Origin of the sequence: Alsobacter ponti, from assembly GCF_024294805.1 — a bacterium.
Lineage (GTDB): Bacteria > Pseudomonadota > Alphaproteobacteria > Rhizobiales > Beijerinckiaceae > Alsobacter > Alsobacter ponti.
In genome coordinates, this window is sequence record NZ_JANCLU010000007.1 from 103,701 (window position 1) to 121,086 (window position 17,386).

Consider the following 17,386-nt stretch of genomic DNA (forward strand, 5'->3'; position numbering starts at 1 on the left):
CCCCCGCCTTGCGGCCCGGGCGAGCGGTACGGCCCCGCTGTTTTCAGTTGGACGCGGGTCCTTACACCAGAGCGGCGGGGTTGTCGAGACGCGGCGTCGCCGGTGCTTCGACGGCCGAGGCTCAGTCGAGCAGGTCCGGCCGCCGCTCGCGCGTGAGGCGCTCCGCCTGCTCGCGCCGCCAGCGGGCGATGCGGCCGTGGTCGCCCGAGAGCAGCACGTCGGGGATGGCGCGCCCCTCCCATTCGCGCGGGCGGGTGTAGTGGGGATATTCGAGCAGGTTGTTCTCGAAGCTTTCCTCCGCGCCGGAGGCGTCCTTGCCCATCACGCCCGGGATCAGGCGGACGCAGGCGTCCATCAGCACCAGCGCCGCCGGCTCGCCGCCTGACAGCACGTAGTCGCCGATTGAGACTTCCTCCAGCCCCCGCCCCTCGATGACGCGTTCGTCGACGCCTTCGAAACGCCCGCAGACCAGCACCGCGCCGGGGCCGGCGGCGAGCTGGCGCACGCGGGCCTGCGTCAGCGGGCGTCCGCGCGGGCTCATTAGCAGGCGCGGGCGCGGGTCGCCCTGGGGCGAGACCTCGTCCACGGCGGCGGCGAGAACGTCGGCGCGGATCACCATTCCCGCGCCGCCGCCTGCCGGCGTGTCGTCCACCGCGCGGTGGCGGCCGAGGCCGTGGGCGCGAATGTCGCGCACGTCGAGAGACCACAGGCCGCGCGCCAGCGCGTCACCGGCCAGGGACAGGCCGAGCGGGCCCGGAAACATTTCGGGGAAGAGGGTGAGGACGCTCGCCGACCAGCTCATGCGGCCGGACCGGCCTCGTCGTCGCCGGCCTCCTCCTCCTGCACCAGCACGGGCGGGCGGGCGACGATGCGGCCGCCCCGCACGTCGACGACCGGCACGACGGACTTGCTGAAGGGCAGCATGACGGGACGCCCGCCGTCGACGGGCAGCATTTCGAGGATGTCGCCGGCGCCGAAGTCGAGCACGGCGCCGATTGTGCCGAGCAGCGCCCCGTCCTCGTCCTCGACGCGCAGGCCGATGAGGTCGGCGCGGTAGAATTCCTCCTCGTCCTCCGGCTCCGGCAGGCGGGCGCGCGGGACGTGGAGCTTGACGTTGGTGAGCGCGGCGGCGGCTTCGCGGTCATTCACCCCCTCGACCCGGACGACCAGCATGTCGTCCTTCACAAGGCGGGCGGAGGCGAGGACGAACTGGCGCTTGCCGGCGGAATCGGCCAGCCGGCCGTAGCCGGCGATGGCCAGCGGGTCGTCGGTGTAGGATTTCAGCCGCAGCTCGCCGCGCACGCCATGCGGCGCGCCGAACACGCCGACGAGGATGAGGTCGCTGGGCATGGTGCGTCCGGGCGAAGAAGGCGGACGCGGCCGGTGGGCCGCGCCCGCGTGTCGATGGGCTTACTCGGCCGCGGCGGCGGCGGCGCGCTCCTGCGCCTTCTTCTTCGGCTTGGCCTTCTCCGGGTTGCTGCGGGCCTCGCGCTTGGCGACGCCGGCGGCGTCGAGGAAGCGGGCGACGCGGTCGGTCGGCTGGGCGCCCTTGGCAATCCAGGCCTTGGCCTTCTCCATGTCCATCTTCACGCGCTCGGCGGAGTCCTTCGGCAGCATCGGGTCGAACGTGCCGAGCTTCTCGATGAAGCGGCCGTCGCGCGGATAGCGGCTGTCGGCGACGACGATCGAGTAGTGCGGACGCTTCTTCGCGCCACCGCGGGCGAGGCGAATCTTCAAAGCCATTGTCGAGTTTCCTTCAGTTTCATTCCCGTCATTCGATCACGCGCGCGGCCGAGCCCCGACGGGGAAGGGGCTCGAGGCCGCGCGAAGCTCATTTCTTCCTGCCGAACGGATTGAAGCCGCCGCCGCCGAGGCCGGGCAGCTTGCCGCCGAGCCCGGGCAGGCCGGGCGGCTTCGGCGCCGCGCCGAGGCCGGCCGGCGGCGCGGCCGGGATTCCGCCGCCCGGCATGGGCGGCATGTCCGGCAGCGAGCCGGGGGGCAGCTTGTCCTTGAGCTGGGCCAGCATCTCGGGCGTCACCTGCGGTCCGCCGCCGCCCATGCCGAACATGTTGGCGAGGCCGGCGAGCGGGCCGCGCTTTCCGCCCTGCCCCATCATCTTCATCATGTCGGCCATCTGGCGATGCGTCTTGAGCAGGCGGTTGACCTCCTCCACCTTCGCGCCCGAGCCGGCGGCGATGCGCTTCTTGCGCGAGGCCTTGAGCAGGTCGGGGTTGCGGCGCTCCTTCGGCGTCATCGAGTTGATGATGGCGATCTGCCGGGAGATCGTCTTGCCGCTGAGGTTGGCGGCGGACACCTGGTCCTTCAGCTTGGCCATGCCGGGCATCATGCCCATCAGCCCGCCGATGCCGCCGATCTTCTCGACCTGGCCGAGCTGGTCGCGCATGTCCTCCAGGTCGAACTTGCCCTTGCGCATCTTCTCGGCGATGCGGGCGGCCTTCTCCTGGTCGATGGTCTGCGCCGCCTTCTCGACGAGCGAGACGATGTCGCCCATGCCGAGAATGCGGTTGGCGATGCGGGCCGGATGGAACTCGTCCAGCGCGTCCATCTTCTCGCCGGTGCCGACGAGCTTGATGGGCTTGCCGGTGACGGCGCGCATGGAGAGCGCCGCGCCGCCGCGGCCGTCGCCGTCGACGCGGGTCAGAACGATGCCGGTGACGCCGACCCGCCCGTCGAAGGCTCGGGCGGTGTTGACGGCGTCCTGGCCGGTGAGGGCGTCGGCCACCAGCAGCACCTCGTGCGGCTGGGTCTGCGCCTTCACCTCGGCGACCTCGGTCATCAGGGCCTCGTCGACCGTGGTGCGGCCGGCGGTGTCGAGCATCACCACGTCGAAGCCGCCGAGGCGCGCCGCCTCGAGCGCGCGGCGGGCGATCTGCACGGCGTTCTGGCCGGCGACGATGGGCAGGGTGGCCACGCCCACCTGCTGGCCGAGCACGGACAGCTGCTCCATCGCGGCGGGGCGGCGCGTGTCGAGCGAGGCCATCAGCACCTTGCGGCCCTGGCGGTCCTGCAGGCGGCGGGCGATCTTGGCCGTCGAGGTGGTCTTGCCCGAGCCCTGCAGGCCGACCATCAGGATCGGCACGGGGGGCACCGCGTCGAGGTTGATCGGATCGGCGTCCGACCCCAGCGTCTCGACCAGCGTGTCGTGGACGATCTTGACGACCATCTGGCCCGGGGTGACGGACTTCACCACCTCCGCGCCGACCGCCCGGCTGCGCACCTTGTCGGTGAACGAGCGCACGACCTCGAGCGCCACGTCGGCCTCGATCAGCGCCCGGCGCACCTCGCGCAGCGCGGCGTTGACGTCCTCCTCGGTCAGCGCGCCGCGGCGCGTGAGCTTGTCGAGGATGCCGGAAAGTTTCTCGGAAAGGCCGTCGAACATGAATCACCCTGCCTGCGCGGTGGAGCCGAGCCCGGCGTCGTCCGGCTCGTCGTCGTCCGGCAGGTAGCCGGCCAGTGCGGCGTCGAAATGGCGGGTCGCGGCTTCGAACTTGTCGCGGCAGCCCGGATTGCAGAAGCCGACCACGAATCCGCGATACAGCGTCAGCGAGTCCGCCGAGATCGGCTTGCCCGACCACGGGCAGGTCTCGTTGACAGCGTCGCCGATGTCCAGCGCCGTCCGCTCGTCCGCCATCCGAAGCTCCCAGCCAGGCGTCGCCCCAAAGCCGAATGCGCCCGAGGGCGCGACGCGCTGTCGGGCGTGGACCTCCGGGCTCCGGGCCCGGGCGGTGGCTCAAGGACGAGAATTCGCCAATGAAGTCCGCAGCCGATAGGGGAAAGCGCCGCCGGAGTCAAGAAAACCCCGGCAGGAACGCCTCACGCGGCCGGGTTGCGCGCCAGCGGCGTGATCCTGAGCGCGGTGATGCGGTTGCGCGACTTGCGCAGCACCTGGAAGCGGTAGCCGTGGAAGGTGAACACCTGGCCGGTGTCCGGGATGGTCTGCGCCTCGTGGATGACGAGGCCGGCGATGGTGGTCGCCTCCTCGTCGGGCAGCCGCCAGTCCATGGCGCGGTTGAGGTCGCGCACCGGCACCGAGCCGTCGACGTTCACGGAGCCGTCCGGCAGCGGCCGCACGCCCTGCACGGCGACGTCGTGCTCGTCGCGGATATCCCCGACGATCTCCTCCAGAATGTCTTCCAGCGTCACGAGCCCCATCACCTCGCCGTATTCGTCGACGACCAGGGCGAAGTGCGTCTTGCGCGCCAGGAACGCCTTGAGCTGGTCGACCAGCGAGGTGGTGTCGGGCACGAACCAGGGGTCGAGCGCGATGGCCTTGACGTCGAGCTGGGCGGCGTCGCCCTTCACGGCGTCGAGCGCCCGCAGCAGGTCCTTGGCGTGCAGCACGCCGATGATGTTCTCCGCCGTGCCGGACCACAAAGGCAGCCGCGTGTAGGGGGAGGACAGCACCTCGCGCACGATCTCCTCGGAGGAGAGGTCGGCGGAGATCGTGCGCATCTTGGTGCGGTGGATCATCACGTCCGAGACCTCGAGCTCCTCGAGGTCGAGCAGGCCGCCGAACATCTTGCGGGCCTCGGGCTCGACGCCGCCCTCGCGGTGCAGCAGCTCCACCGTGCCGCGGATCTCCTCGGAGGGAGACAGCACCGACTGGTTGGCGCGGATGTCGATGCCGACGAGGCGCAGGATGGCCCGGACGAAGGCCTCGATGGCCATGGTGAGCGGGCCGAACAAGGCGACGACCCACGACACCGGCCGCGCCAGCAGCAGCGCCGCCTGGTCCGGCTTGTTGATCGCCACGGTCTTGGGCATCACCTCGGCGAACACGACCACCAGCACCGACATGGCGACGGTGGCGTAGATCACGCCGCCCGAGCCGAACAGCTCCACCAGGACGCTCGTGGTGAAGGCGGACGCGCCGATATTGACGACGTTGTTGCCGATCAGCATGGCCCCGATCAGCCGCTCGCGCGCCAGCAGCAGGCGGTTTACGATGCCGGCGCGGCGGTCGCCCGCCGCCTGCAGTGCGTGCATGCGGGCGCGAGAGGCGGCCGTCAGCGCCGTCTCGGCGCCGGAGAAGAAGGCCGACAGCGCCAGGCAGAAGACGACGATGAGCAGCGCCAGCCAGGGGTTTGCTTCGACGTGAACGTTTTCCATCGCCCGAGCCTCACCCTTCCCGCAGCGCGTCGTCGAGGAACGCGCGCACCGCCGCCGCGTCGACGTCGCGCGCCACGAAGCTGCGGCCGATGCCGTTGGCCAGGATGAAGGTCAGCGCGCCCCGGCGCACCTTCTTGTCCTGCGCCATGGCGTCGAGAATGGCGGCCGCCCCGGCGTCCCAGCCCGGAATGTCGCGGATGGCGGTGGGCAGGCCGACCGTGCGCAGATGGCCCGCGACGCGCGAGGCGTCCTGCCCGGAGGCCAGCCCGAGCCGGGCCGAGAAGGCGAAGGCGCAGACGAGGCCGATCGCCACCGCCTCGCCATGCACCAGCCGCGCGCCGTCGTAGCGCGTGATGCGCTCGAAGGCGTGCGCGAAGGTGTGGCCGAGGTTGAGCAAGGCGCGGTCGCCGTCCTCGCGCTCGTCGCGCACGACGACGGCCGCCTTGGCGGCGCAACTGGCGCGAATGGCGGCGACGCGCGCCGCCCCGCCCGCGAACACGGCGCGGTGGTTCTCCTCCAGCCAGGCGAAGAAGGCGGGGTCGTCGATCAGCCCGTATTTCGCCACCTCGGCGTAGCCGGCGCGGAACTCGCGCGGCGGCAGCGTGTCGAGCGCCGCCGTGTCCGCCAGAACGAGTCTCGGCTGGTGGAACGCGCCGACGAGGTTCTTGCCGTGGGGGGAGTTGATGCCGGTCTTGCCGCCCACCGACGAGTCGACCTGCGCGAGCAGGGAGGTCGGGATCTGGACGAAGCGCATGCCGCGCCGCACCGAGGCCGCCGCGAAGCCGGCGAGGTCGCCGACCACGCCGCCGCCGAGCGCGACGACGAGGTCGCCGCGCTCCATGCGCGCCGCGATGATGGCGTCGCAGACGGTCTCGAACATCGCGTAGGACTTCGAGGCCTCGCCCGGGGGCACGACCACGGGGGTGGCGCGAACGCCCGCCGCGGCCAGGCTCGCCGACAACGCCGGCAGGTGAACGCGCGCCACGTTCTCGTCGGTGACGATCGCGCAGGCGGCGCCGGGTGCGACGGCGGCGATGCGCCGGCCCGCGTCGTGCAGCACGCCGGGACCGATGACGATGTCGTAGGCGCGGTCGCCAAGCGGAACGTGGACGGTCTCGGCGGGCGCGCCGGCCGCTTGTGTGTCGGGCATGGTCAGGCGGTTCTCGTCGGCAGGGGTTCGCGCAGATGGCCGCGCAGGGCGGAGACGATCTCGGCCACCACGGTCTCGTGCGGCACGTCGCGGCTCTCGACGGTGATGTCGGCGAGCGCGTAGGTCGGGTTGCGGTCGGCTATCAGCTTCCTCAGCGTGCCTTCCGGGTCCGGGGTTTGCAGCAGCGGCCGGTTGGAGCGCTTGCGGACGCGGCGCATGAGCACGTCGAACTCCGCCCGGAGCCAGACCGAAATCCCGTTCTCGGCGATGCGCTGGCGCGTCTCGGCGTTCATGAACGCGCCGCCGCCGGTGGCGAGCACCAACGGTCCCTCGGCCAGCAGGCGGGCGATCACGCGCCGCTCGCCGTCGCGGAAATCCGCCTCGCCGCGCGCGGCGAAGATCTCCGGGATGCTCATGCCGGCGGCGCGCTCGATCTCGGTGTCGGCGTCGGCGAAGGGCAGCCCCAGCCGTCCGGCGAGCCGGCGGCCCACCGAGCTCTTGCCGGCCCCCATCATGCCGACCAGCACGATCGACCGCGCGCCCAGCGCAGCCTTGATCGCGGCGTTGTCCGCCTCGACGGGCGGGTCCTCGGTCGCGGTCTCCACGTGATCCTCTTGTCGCGCCGCAAGGGCGCATCCCGGCTCTTCCCTAGCAGAGCGCGCACGTCATTTCATCTGTCTTGCCTCGCGCCGGCAGTCGTGATCGAACAGTCGCGAAACTGGATTGTCCCGCCGTGCCCGTGATTCTGCGCTTCCTGCTGGTGGTCGCCGTGCTGGTGGGCGGCGTGTACGCCGCCATGCTGGCGCTCGCGACGCTGTACGAGCCCGAGCCGCGCGAGATCACCGTCACCATCCCGGCCTCGAGACTGCCACGGTGAGCGCCCGTGCCCGCCGAGGCGCCGGGCCGGTGGACGCCTTCCTCGACATGCTGGAGGCTGAGCGCGGCGCGGCGCGCAACACCGTCGAGGCCTACCGGCGCGACCTGGCCGACTACGCGGAGAACGTCGACGGCGGCGTCCTGGGCGCGGACGCCGACGCCATCAGGGCCTGGATCGCGGGGCTGGCGTCGCGCGAGCTCAAGGCGTCCTCGGCCGCGCGGCGGCTTTCGGCCGTGCGCCAGCTCCACAAGTTCCTCTATGGCGAGGGATTGCGCGCCGACGACCCCACCGTGGCCCTCGCGGGCCCGAAACGGAGCCGGCCGCTGCCCAAGACGCTCGGCATCGACGATGTCGACCGGCTGCTGGCGGTCGCCGCCGAGGGCATCGACGACGCGGCGCGCCCTGCCGGCGAGAGGCTGCGCGCCGCCCGCATGACGGCGCTGCTCGAGACGCTCTACGCGACGGGGCTGCGCGTCTCGGAGCTGGTGGCGCTGCCCGCCTCGACGGCGCGCCTGCGCGAGCGGCTGATCGTGGTGCGCGGCAAGGGCGGCAAGGAGCGGCTCGTTCCCCTCAACGACCGCGCCCGCGCCGCCATCGCCCGCTACGGGGAATTGCGCGACGCGCAGCGACAAAGCCGCTCGCCGTTCCTGTTTCCGGCCGACAGCGAAAGCGGGCACCTGACACGCCAGGCCTTCGCTCGCGACCTCAAGGCCTGCGCGGCGGCGGCGGGCCTGCGCGGCGACGTCAGTCCGCACGTGCTGCGGCACGCCTTCGCCAGCCATCTCCTGCACAACGGGGCGGACCTGCGCGTCGTCCAGCAGCTGCTCGGCCACGCCGACATCTCGACGACGCAGATCTACACGCACGTGCTCGACGAGCGGCTGAAGAGCCTGGTGCGCGACCTGCACCCGCTGGCCGACGGGGGCTGACGGCGGTCGCTTAGGGCTTCCGAGTCAGCACGAACACCGCCTGCTCGCCGAACAGGTTCCACACCCACCACGGCATCGCGAAGCGCATCTGCTTGCCGCCGGCGTCGAGCGCGACGACACGCTCGATGCGCGCGCCGATGGCGTTCACGAGGTCGATGAAGTCGCTGATCGTGCAGAAGTGGATGTTCGGCGTCTCGTACCAGGAGACGGGCAGGTTTTCGGTGACGGGCATGCGGCCGCCGAAGGCGAGCCGCGCCCGCACCTTCCAGTGGCCGAAATTCGGAAACGACACGATGGCGTGGCGGCCGATGCGCAGCATGTGCTCCAGCACCACGCGCGGCCGGCGCGTCGCCTGCAGGGTCTGCGACAGGATGACGTAGTCGAAGGCGTCGTCCGGATAGTCGGCGAGGTCCGTGTCGGCGTCGCCCTGGATGACGGAGAGGCCGCGCGCCACGCATTCGTTGACGCCGGACTGGGATATCTCGATGCCGCGCGCGTCGACGTTGCGGCCCTCGCGCAGTAGCCGCAGCAGCGCGCCGTCGCCGCAGCCGACGTCGAGCACGCGCGACCCCGGCTCCACCATGCCGGCGACGAGCACGAGGTCGATGCGGGTGGCTGAGGCCCCGGTGGGCAGCATGGCGGCAAGGTCGGCCATTCACGCCTCCCGCGCGGGAGGCAGCCCGCGTGCGTGGGCGGCCGAGTCGATGAAGCCCCGGCTGGTCGCGAACAGCTCCGGCACGTCGAGCAGAAAGGCGTCGTGCCCTTTGTCGGTCTCGATTTCGACGAAGGAGACCGACGCCCCAGAAGCGTTGAGGGCGTGGACGATGGCGCGCGTGTCGGCGGTGGGGAACAGCCAGTCCGACGTGAACGACACCATGCAGAAGCGCGTGCGAGTCTTGCCGAAGGCGCGCGCCAGCACGCCGTCATAGTCGGCGGCGAGGTCGAAATAATCCATGGCGCGGGTGAGGTAGAGATAGGAGTTCGCGTCGAAGCGCTCGACGAAGCTGCGGCCCTGGTAGCGCAGGTAGGATTCGATCTCGAAATCCGCGTCGAACGAGAAGGTCGGGGCGTCGCGCTCCTGCAGCTTGCGCCCGAACTTGCGGTGCAGCGCGGGCTCCGAGAGATAGGTGATGTGCGCCGCCATGCGGGCGACGGCGAGCCCCTTTTCGGGCCGCGCGCCCTCCAGCAGATAGTGCCCGCCCTTCCAGTCCGGGTCCGCCATGATGGCCTGCCGGCCCACCTCGTGGAAGGCGATGTTCTGGGCGCTGTGCCGCGCGGCGGTGGCGATCGGCATGGCCGAGAACACACGCTCGGGATAGCTCGCCGCCCATTGCAGCACCTGCATGCCGCCCATCGATCCGCCGGCGACGCAGAACAGCGTGTCGATGCCGAGGTGGTCGATCAGCATGGCCTGGGCGCGCACCATGTCGCGGATGGTGACCACCGGGAAGTCCAGAGCCCAGGGCTTGACCTGGTCGGGGCCGCGCGAGGCCGGTCCGGTCGTGCCCATGCAGCCGCCCACGACGTTGGCGCAGATGACGAAGAAGCGGTCGGTGTCGATCGGCTTGCCGGGGCCGATCATCGTCTCCCACCAGCCCGGCTTGCCAGTCACGGGGTGGACGTTGGCGACGTGCTGGTCTCCCGTCAGCGCATGGCAGATCAGCACGGCGTTGCTGCGCTGGGCGTCGAGCTCGCCATAGGTCTGGTAGGCGATGGTGAAGGGCGAGAGCGAGGCGCCGCAGTCGAGGGCCAGCGGCCGGTCCGGCCCGAACTCGACCACGAGGCTCGACGGATGCTCGACCTCCTGCGCCGCCGCCGGCGCGATCGCCTGCCAGTGTGCCATCGGGTTCCGCTTTCAGCCCGGTTCGTTCGGTTTAGAGAACGATGTCGGTAGCGCTCATCGCGGCCGCCCGCAAGTCAAATCGTGGGCCCGTCGCGCGCCGTCTCTCCGGCTTTGCCTTTGGAGTGTCGGCGCTTTATGACTCGCCGCGCCGACCGCTCGCCGCCAACCCGGAAGCGTTCTCCGTCGCCTCGAACCCCGGTTGCGATCATGGCCAACCTGCCCGCCCAGCCGACCCTCGCCGACCTTCGGCGCGAGATCGATCGCATCGACGCGGCCATGCACGACCTGCTGATGGAGCGCGGCGAAATCATCGACACGCTCATCCGCATCAAGAACACGCAGGATTCCGGCTCCGCCTTCCGCCCGGGCCGCGAGGCCTCGATGATGCGCAACTTCGCCGAGCGCCACCGTGGCAACCTGCCGTTCGACACGGTGGAGAGCATCTGGCGGGTCATCATCTCCACCTTCACCTACGTCCAGGCGCCCTACACGGTGCATGCGGACGTGTCCGGCGGCGACGCGCCGATGCGCGACACGGCGCGCTTCCACTTCGGCTTCACGGTCCCCTACATGCCGCACGACAGCGCGGCCTCGGTGATCGACGCCGTGGCGCGGTCGGCCGGCGATCTCGGCGTGTTCCGCGCCGAGCCGGGCCGCAGCGCCGGCGCGTGGTGGACGGCGCTGACCGGGGCGGGCCGGCCGAAGATCATCGCCCGCCTGCCTTTCGTCGAGCGCCCCGGCCATCCGGCCGGCACGCCCGTCTACGTCATTTCGAAGCCGATCGCCGACGCGGCCGTGCGCGACAACGTGCTCTACGCGCTCGGCGTCGAGCGCTGGCGCGACGGGCTTCAGGCGGCCCTGGCCAAGGTCGGCGCCACGGTGGAGCACTCCGCCGGCGAGGAAACCGGGCTGAACCTGCTCGTCGCCGCCCCGGGCGCGGTGTCGCTCGACGACCTCTACGGCGTCATGGCCGGGCTCGGGGTGGGCGTGTTCGACATTGAGGAAATCGGCTCGCACGCCGCCCGCTTCCGCCTCGACTCCGCCAAGCCGCGCAATCCCTGATCGTCATCCGGACAGACCCATGACCGCCTCCGCAACCCCGACCCGCCCCGTCCCGCGCCCCGGCGTGATGGCCATCGAACCCTACGTGCCGGGCAAGAGCACCGCCGCCGGCGTGGCCAAGGTGTACAAGCTGTCCTCGAACGAGACGCCCCTGGGCCCCTCCCCGAAGGCCGTCGCCGCCTACGAGGCCATGGCCGGCAAGCTCGAACTGTATCCCGACGGCGCGTCGACGGCGCTGCGCGACGCGATCGGCGCCCGCTACGGGCTCGACCCGTCCCGCATCGTCTGCGGCGCGGGTTCGGACGAAATCCTGTCCCTGCTCACCCACGCCTATATCGGCCCGGGCGACGAGGGCGTGTTCAGCGAGCACGGGTTCCTCGTCTACAAGCTGGCGATCCTGGGGGCCGGCGGCGTGCCGGTGGTCGCGCCCGAAACCAACCTCACCGCCGACGTCGACGCCATCCTCGCCCGCGTCACCCCGCGGACCAAGGTCGTGTTCCTGGCCAATCCCAACAACCCGACCGGCACCTATCTGCCGTTCGAGGAGGTGAAGCGCCTGCACGCCGGGCTGCCCCCGCACGTGCTGCTCGTGCTCGACGCCGCCTACGCCGAATATGTCCGCCGCAACGACTACGCCGCCGGCATCGAGCTGGTCTCGACCAGCGAGAACGTCGTGATGACGCGGACCTTCTCGAAAATCTACGGGCTCGCGCTGCTGCGGCTGGGCTGGTGCTACGCCCCGGCCCACGTGGCCGACGCGGTGAACCGCATTCGCGGGCCGTTCAACGTCAGCGGGCCGGCCATGGAGGCGGGCGTCGCCGCGCTGGCCGACGAGGCGCACGTCGCCGGCGCGGTGGAGCACAACGAGCGCTGGCTGCCGTGGCTGACCAAGGAGATCGAGGCGCTGGGCCTGCGGGTGACGCCCAGCGTCGGCAATTTCCTGCTGATCCACTTCCCGGGGACCGAGGGCCTGACGGCGAAGGACGCCGACGCCTTCCTCACGGCGCGGGGGCTCGTGCTGCGCGGCGTCGCGGCCTACGGGCTGCCGCAGGCTTTGCGCCTGACCATCGGCACGGAAGAGGCCAACCGGCTCGTCGTCGACGCGCTGCAGGCTTTCATGCGGGAGCGCCAAGGTGCCTGACGGACTCGGACGCGGCCTCGACGCTCCGCTCTTCGAGCGGGTCGTCATCATCGGCGTGGGACTGATCGGCTCTTCGCTGGCGCGCGTGGCGCGGCGCAAGAACCTGGCGCGCACCATCGTCGCGTGCGACCGCTCCGCCGCCGTGCGCGAGCGCGTCGTCGCGCTGGGCCTGGCCGACGAGACCTATGAAGCGCCGGCCGAGGCCGTGCGCGGCGCGGATTTCGTCATCCTCTGCGTGCCGGTCGGCGCGTGCGGCGGCGTCGCGGAGCAGATGAAGGAGGGGCTCGCGCCGGGGGTGATCGTCTCGGACGTCGGCTCGGTGAAGCAGTCGGTCGTCAACCAGGTCGCGCCGCACCTTCCCGAAAATGCCCTGTTCGTGCCGGCGCATCCGGTGGCGGGCACCGAGAACTCGGGCCCGGATGCCGGCTTCGCGACCCTGTTCAAGGGGCGCTGGTGCATCCTGACGCCGCCCGGCGGCTCGGACGCGGCCACCGACAGGGTCCGCGCGTTCTGGGAAGGCGCGGGCTCCAACGTCGAGGTGATGACGCCCGCGCATCACGACCTCGTCCTCGCCATCACCAGCCACGTGCCGCACCTCATCGCCTACAACATCGTGGGCACGGCGGCCGACCTGGAGGAGGTCACGCAGTCGGAGGTCATCAAGTTCTCGGCCGGCGGCTTCCGCGACTTCACCCGCATCGCGGCGTCAGATCCGACGATGTGGCGCGACGTGTTCCTCAACAACAAGGACGCCGTGCTGGAAATGCTCGGGCGTTTCAGCGAGGACCTGACCGCCCTCCAGCGGGCGATCCGCTGGGGCGACGGCGACGCGCTGTTCAACCTGTTCACGCGCACGCGCGCCATCAGGCGCAGCATCATCGACGTGGGGCAGGAGACGGCGGAGCCCGATTTCGGACGCCGCAAGGTCGACGAGGCCTGAGCGCTCAGTACTTTGGTGGCTCAGTACACGGGCGCGAGCGCCGCGACGGCGACCGGGCCCAGGAAGGCGCGGCCGTTCTCGAACCGCAGCGGCAGGGTGAGCCCCGCCGTCTTTCCGGGCGCGGGCTGCGCCTCGGCCTTGCCGCCCAGCACGCCGGCGATGAGGCCGCTCAGCACGGCGGTGCGGGGCCCGACGCCGTAAGCCTTCAGCAGGTCGTCCATGCCCGACAGGGTCAGCTCCAGCCGGCCCTGGACGCGGCGGCCCTCGTCGAGGCCCAGATTGCCGGTCGCGGCGGCCTGCTTCACGCCCTTGCGCAGCGTCAGCGTCGACACCTGCACGCGCCCGCCGGCCTGCCGCCAGCGCTCCAGCGCCGTCGCCAGGCCCACGCCGACCAGCGGGTCGGCCTGCGTCAGCGTCGCCACCACGTCGGCGTCGAGGGGAGCCGCATCACCCGAGAGTCGGTCGAGCGGCGGCACGACGCCGCTCTCGATCCGGGAGGCGACGTCGTAGGCCCGGTCCTCGGGTGGCCGTCCTGGGGTGCGGCGCAGGTGGAAATCCGCCAGCGCGGCGCTCGCCTCCACATCGCCCCGGGGCGCGCCGGACAGATTGAGCTTCGGCTGGGTCAGCTCGACGGCGACGCGCTCCACGGCTCCCGGGCGTCCAATGACGCTGGCGCGCCCCAGCGACCAGTCCAGCCGCGCCTCGACGCCGCCCTTTTCGGTGACGAGTAGCGGGCCGTCGGCCTCCACGATCACGTGGCCGGGATTGTAGACCTGCGCCACCGCGAGCACGCGGCCGAGGCTGCCGGAGACCTCCCGTCCGTCCATCGCGCCCGCGAAGGTCGGGGCGTCGCAGGAGAACTCGATGCGGAACGGATAGCCGGCGATCGAGCGGTCCGCGCACGACCAGTTGCGCCCGAGCGAGGCCTCGCGGTTTATCCACGCGTCGATCTGACGCCCCGTCCACCACGATGCCGCGAACCAGAACGCGGACAGGCCGAGAAACAGCACGCCGACGGCGATCGCCGGCAGGCTCATCCGCCAGCGCGAGGTCCGCGCGGGCCGGGGCCGGGGGGCGGAACGGGGAGGTCGATTCATCTTGTGTCCATCTCGTGGGACGTCTGTGGTAATCCATCCGGCGTCGAAACCGAACAGGCCCAAGCGTGGGCAAGGCGATCTCCGAGACGGAACCGATGCAGGCGGATCAGGGCGATTTGTGGGTGTTCGGCTACGGCTCGCTGATGTGGCGGCCGGGCTTCGACTACGTGGAACGGGTGCTGGCCACCCTGCACGGCTTTCACCGGGCGCTTTGCGTGCTGTCGCACGTGCATCGCGGCACGCCCGAGCGGCCGGGGCTGGTGCTCGGCCTCGACAAGGGCGGCTCGTGCCGGGGCGTGGCCTTCCGCGTGGAAGCGGCGGGACGCGACGCGACGATCGAGTACCTGCGGGCCCGCGAGCAGGTGACCATGGTGTATCGCGAAACGTGGCACGACTTGCGGCTGGCCGACGGACGGCGCGTGCGCGGCGTCGCCTACACGGTGGACCGCGCCCATCGCCAGTATCGCCGCCGCCTGCCCCAGCCGGACCTGCTGGAGCACGTCCGCGACAGCGTCGGCGTCTCGGGGCCGAATCCCGACTACGTGCGCAACACCCACGCCCACCTGCTCGAGCTCGGCATCCGCGACGCGACGCTGGAATGGCTGTCCGAGAACGTCTGAGTTCCGTCGTTCAGCGCCGCTCCTCGGTGGCTCGCGCCGGGAGAACCGGCGCTCGGTCGCCCAGCGAAGCCAGCCCCTCGGCGAGCAGGCGGTCCGACGCGGTCTCGATGCCGTCCTGCATCCGGCGGTGGAACTCGTCCCGCGGCAGGCCCGGCGGCAGCGGGTCCAGGATCTCGACCAGGATCGTGCCTGGCCGGATCGCCATGCTGCGGCGCGGCCAGAACAGCCCGGCGTTGAGCGCCACCGGCAGGCAGGGCACGCCCAGCTTGGCGTAGAGGTGCGAAATTCCCTGCTTGTACTGCGGTGGCGCGCCCGGCGGCCGCCGCGTCCCCTCCGGGAAGAAGATGATCTGCCGGCCGTTGCCGCGCCGGATCTCGGCGCGGGCGCGTTCGTTGAGCTGGCTCAGCACTCGCGCTCCGCCGCGCCGGTCCACCGACACCATGCGCGCCTTGACGGCGAGCCAGCCGAACAGCGGTATCCAGGTGAGCTCCCGCTTCAGGATGAAGCAGGAATCGTCGAACAGGGCCAGGAACGCGAAGGTTTCCCAGATCGACTGGTGCTTGGAGGCGACGAGCAGGGGCCCGGCCGGGATCTTCTCGCGTCCGCGCACCTCGACGTCCAGGCCGCCGACCACTCGGCACAGCAGCAGGAAATAACGGCCCCACAGTCGCACGATGCCGCGCAGCACGGCGCGCGGCAACAGCAGCGACGGCAGGGCCAGCACCATGACGACGATCATGCTCAGGTACAGGGTCGCGTTCAGCAACAGGGCGCGCAGGGACGGCATCGCGGCTCCAGGACCGGGCCTCGGCATCGTCGTCCGCCGGGCGGCGCGGCCGGGCGATGCGCGGGCAGGGTTCTCGCGCGGCCGGAAACGACCGCCCCGCGTGCTTGGCCTATCGTCACGACTTCCGCAAGAGCGCGCCGCCGGGAAGCGACGAGCCGCGCGCCATGCTGCCGGCGGTCGGCTGCGCGCCGAGGTGGATGCGCGCCACCGCGACCACGTATTTGGCGTACTCCATGGCCAGAAGACGGGCCAGCGCCGGATCGCGCCACCAGCCGTCGATGTCCAGACGCTCGGGCACGACAGGATGCGGGACCAGCCTGACGCCGGGAAGCGAGGCCTGCAACTCGGCCAGCGTGCGCGGCATGTGGTAGGTCGAGGTCACCACCAGCAGCGAGCCGAAGCCGTGTTGCTGGACCCAGTTGCGCGTCTGCCGGGCGTTGCCGATCGTGTTCAGCGCCTCGTAGTCGAGATCGACGCAGCAGGCGAAATAGGAGCGGAACTCGGGTTTCTGGCGGGCGAGTTCCTCGCGCGTCGTCTTCTCGTTGACGCCGGTGATCAGCAGCCGCTGGCCGCGGCCGCGCGCCAGCAGGTCGATGGCGTCGGAAATGCGTTCCGATCCGCCGGTCAGGGCGACGATGCCGTCGACCGGCGCGAAATCCCGGCCCTCGGCGCGCTCGAGGCTTCCGAGGAAGACGAAAAAGCCGATCCCCAGGAGGATGGCGAGAAGCAGGGCTCCCGAAATCCCCAATCCGAAGACCAGCCGCAGAACCCTCACCATTCCCCCGTTCCAACATCCTTCCACGATGATCCTGCCGCCCCAATGAGGCGCGGCAAGGGCGGTCACGCAAGTTCAGCCAAGCTCGCGCAGCGTGTTGCGGACGGTGACGCGCGACACCACGGCGGTCACGCACGCCACCAGCACCGCGATGAACACGATCGCGACGAAGCCGCCGGGGCCCAGCGTGAAAGTCCCGAACAGCGCCTCGATCTGCGTTCCTCCCGGCGTCGCCACCATGGACGAGGTCAGCACCCCGGCGATCAGGAAGAACACCACCGCCGCCGCGCCGCCGATGCCGCCGCCGCGCAGCCCCAGCCGCAGGAAGTGCCGCTGGAACTCGCGCGCGATGTAGGAATCGGTGGCGCCGACGAAATGCAGCACCTCGACGATTTCCCGGTTGCCGGCCATCGCGCCGCGCGTCGCGAAGGCGACGGCCAGCGCGGTGGCGACGATGACCAGCCCGACGACGCCGATGCCAATGGCGACGAAGGTGTTGGCCATGGCGGCCAGGCGCTCCACCCACAGCCGATGGTCGTCGAGCGTGGCCCCGCGCAACTGTTCCGACAATTGCCGGCGGAGATCGCTGAAGTCCGGCCGCTGGCCCGGATCGAGCTTGACCACGATCATACGGGGCACCGGCAGCTCGCTGAAATTGAGTCCCGCCCCGAGCCACGGCTCCAGCAGGCGTTCCGATTCGGCCCTTGTGTAGATGCGGGTGTCGACGACGCCGGGCACGGCGCGGGCCAACGCCGCCGCCTTGGCGACGTCGGCCTCGATGTCGCGCGTCGGCGCAGGGCGCACCTGGATCGTCACCTCGCGCGACACCGACGAGCGCCAGCCCAGCGACGCGTCGCCGATCAACTGCGCGCCGCCCGCCGTCAGTGCGGCCAGGAACGTCATGATGGCGATCACCGTGACCAGCGCCCGGCCGGCGATGGAGGCGGCGGGCACGAGCGGCTGGTTGCGCCCGAGCGGCGTCGTCGCCTCGGCGTCCTCGGCGGCCAGTTCGGGACCCGCGGTGCGCAGCATCGG

Annotated in this window: 20 protein-coding genes; 6 read left to right on the top strand and 14 right to left on the bottom strand. The window is 71.2% G+C overall.

The window, feature by feature from the left end:
* Positions 1 to 121 precede the first annotated feature (121 nt).
* The 8 genes from trmD to NK718_RS09235 form a co-directional block, all read right to left on the bottom strand.
* Positions 122 to 802 carry a tRNA (guanosine(37)-N1)-methyltransferase TrmD gene (gene trmD / locus NK718_RS09200; protein ID WP_254740862.1) on the bottom strand — a complete coding sequence of 227 codons (681 nt, stop codon included), beginning with the start codon at positions 800 to 802 and terminating at the stop codon, positions 122 to 124.
* Positions 799 to 1,350, bottom strand: coding sequence for a ribosome maturation factor RimM (rimM, locus tag NK718_RS09205; protein WP_254740864.1), 552 nt, complete (start codon positions 1,348 to 1,350; stop codon positions 799 to 801). The genes trmD and rimM overlap by 4 nt, the downstream gene beginning before the upstream one ends.
* A gap of 60 nt (positions 1,351 to 1,410) precedes the next feature.
* Entirely contained in the window at positions 1,411 to 1,743 is a 333-nt protein-coding gene (rpsP, locus tag NK718_RS09210; protein WP_254740865.1) for a 30S ribosomal protein S16, read from the bottom strand.
* An 88-nt stretch (positions 1,744 to 1,831) separates the two neighbouring features.
* On the bottom strand, positions 1,832 to 3,400 hold the full coding sequence (gene ffh / locus NK718_RS09215; protein ID WP_254740866.1) for a signal recognition particle protein: 1,569 nt from the start codon (positions 3,398 to 3,400) through the stop codon (positions 1,832 to 1,834).
* 3 nt (positions 3,401 to 3,403) lie between these two features.
* Positions 3,404 to 3,652, bottom strand: a complete 249-nt coding sequence (locus NK718_RS09220; RefSeq protein ID WP_254740867.1) for a glutathione S-transferase — start codon at positions 3,650 to 3,652, stop codon at positions 3,404 to 3,406.
* A gap of 182 nt (positions 3,653 to 3,834) precedes the next feature.
* Positions 3,835 to 5,130: an HlyC/CorC family transporter gene (locus NK718_RS09225; protein ID WP_254740868.1), complete on the bottom strand. Its 1,296-nt coding sequence runs from the start codon at positions 5,128 to 5,130 to the stop codon at positions 3,835 to 3,837.
* A 10-nt stretch (positions 5,131 to 5,140) separates the two neighbouring features.
* Entirely contained in the window at positions 5,141 to 6,280 is a 1,140-nt protein-coding gene (gene aroB, locus NK718_RS09230) for a 3-dehydroquinate synthase (protein ID WP_254740869.1), read from the bottom strand.
* 2 nt (positions 6,281 to 6,282) lie between these two features.
* Entirely contained in the window at positions 6,283 to 6,885 is a 603-nt protein-coding gene (locus tag NK718_RS09235) for a shikimate kinase (RefSeq protein ID WP_254740871.1), read from the bottom strand.
* 128 nt (positions 6,886 to 7,013) lie between these two features.
* Here NK718_RS09235 and NK718_RS09240 point away from each other — a divergent pair, with 128 nt between their 5' ends.
* Both NK718_RS09240 and NK718_RS09245 read left to right on the top strand, forming a co-directional pair.
* Positions 7,014 to 7,157: a histidine kinase gene (locus NK718_RS09240; protein WP_254740873.1), complete on the top strand. Its 144-nt coding sequence runs from the start codon at positions 7,014 to 7,016 to the stop codon at positions 7,155 to 7,157.
* On the top strand, positions 7,154 to 8,086 hold the full coding sequence (locus NK718_RS09245) for a site-specific tyrosine recombinase XerD (RefSeq protein ID WP_371877250.1): 933 nt from the start codon (positions 7,154 to 7,156) through the stop codon (positions 8,084 to 8,086). Before NK718_RS09240 ends, NK718_RS09245 begins: the two co-directional genes overlap by 4 nt.
* Before the next feature lie 10 nt (positions 8,087 to 8,096).
* Here NK718_RS09245 and metW read toward each other — a convergent pair whose 3' ends face one another.
* Positions 8,097 to 8,741: a methionine biosynthesis protein MetW gene (gene metW / locus NK718_RS09250; protein WP_254740875.1), complete on the bottom strand. Its 645-nt coding sequence runs from the start codon at positions 8,739 to 8,741 to the stop codon at positions 8,097 to 8,099.
* Entirely contained in the window at positions 8,742 to 9,929 is a 1,188-nt protein-coding gene (gene metX, locus NK718_RS09255) for a homoserine O-acetyltransferase MetX (protein WP_254740877.1), read from the bottom strand.
* Between the two features lie 207 nt (positions 9,930 to 10,136).
* Here metX and NK718_RS09260 point away from each other — a divergent pair, with 207 nt between their 5' ends.
* Genes NK718_RS09260 through NK718_RS09270 form a run of 3 tightly spaced genes read left to right on the top strand, consistent with a single transcriptional unit; the run spans position 10,137 to position 13,072 of the window.
* Positions 10,137 to 10,991, top strand: coding sequence for a chorismate mutase (locus NK718_RS09260; protein ID WP_254740879.1), 855 nt, complete (start codon positions 10,137 to 10,139; stop codon positions 10,989 to 10,991).
* A 19-nt stretch (positions 10,992 to 11,010) separates the two neighbouring features.
* Entirely contained in the window at positions 11,011 to 12,132 is a 1,122-nt protein-coding gene (locus NK718_RS09265; RefSeq protein ID WP_254740881.1) for a pyridoxal phosphate-dependent aminotransferase, read from the top strand.
* A complete protein-coding gene (locus NK718_RS09270) occupies positions 12,125 to 13,072 on the top strand; it encodes a prephenate/arogenate dehydrogenase family protein (RefSeq protein ID WP_254740883.1) in 948 nt (315 codons plus the stop codon). The genes NK718_RS09265 and NK718_RS09270 overlap by 8 nt, the downstream gene beginning before the upstream one ends.
* 20 nt (positions 13,073 to 13,092) lie before the next feature.
* Here the strand turns inward: NK718_RS09270 and NK718_RS09275 are convergent, their stop codons facing one another.
* Complete coding sequence (locus NK718_RS09275) at positions 13,093 to 14,109, bottom strand: DUF2125 domain-containing protein (protein WP_254740885.1); 1,017 nt, start codon at positions 14,107 to 14,109, stop codon at positions 13,093 to 13,095.
* Between the two features lie 155 nt (positions 14,110 to 14,264).
* Between NK718_RS09275 and NK718_RS09280 the strand changes: the two genes are divergently transcribed.
* Positions 14,265 to 14,789 carry a gamma-glutamylcyclotransferase gene (locus tag NK718_RS09280; RefSeq protein WP_254740887.1) on the top strand — a complete coding sequence of 175 codons (525 nt, stop codon included), beginning with the start codon at positions 14,265 to 14,267 and terminating at the stop codon, positions 14,787 to 14,789.
* A 10-nt stretch (positions 14,790 to 14,799) separates the two neighbouring features.
* Here NK718_RS09280 and NK718_RS09285 read toward each other — a convergent pair whose 3' ends face one another.
* The 3 genes from NK718_RS09285 to NK718_RS09295 all read right to left on the bottom strand — a co-directional run bounded on the left by NK718_RS09285 (position 14,800) and on the right by NK718_RS09295 (position 17,383).
* Entirely contained in the window at positions 14,800 to 15,576 is a 777-nt protein-coding gene (locus NK718_RS09285) for a lysophospholipid acyltransferase family protein (RefSeq protein ID WP_254740889.1), read from the bottom strand.
* Positions 15,577 to 15,691: 115 nt separating this feature from the next.
* Positions 15,692 to 16,354 (bottom strand): YdcF family protein, encoded by a 663-nt coding sequence (locus NK718_RS09290; RefSeq protein ID WP_254740891.1) that lies wholly within the window; start codon positions 16,352 to 16,354, stop codon positions 15,692 to 15,694.
* A 72-nt stretch (positions 16,355 to 16,426) separates the two neighbouring features.
* A complete protein-coding gene (locus NK718_RS09295) occupies positions 16,427 to 17,383 on the bottom strand; it encodes a cell division protein FtsX (RefSeq protein ID WP_254740893.1) in 957 nt (318 codons plus the stop codon).
* Positions 17,384 to 17,386 lie beyond the last annotated feature (3 nt).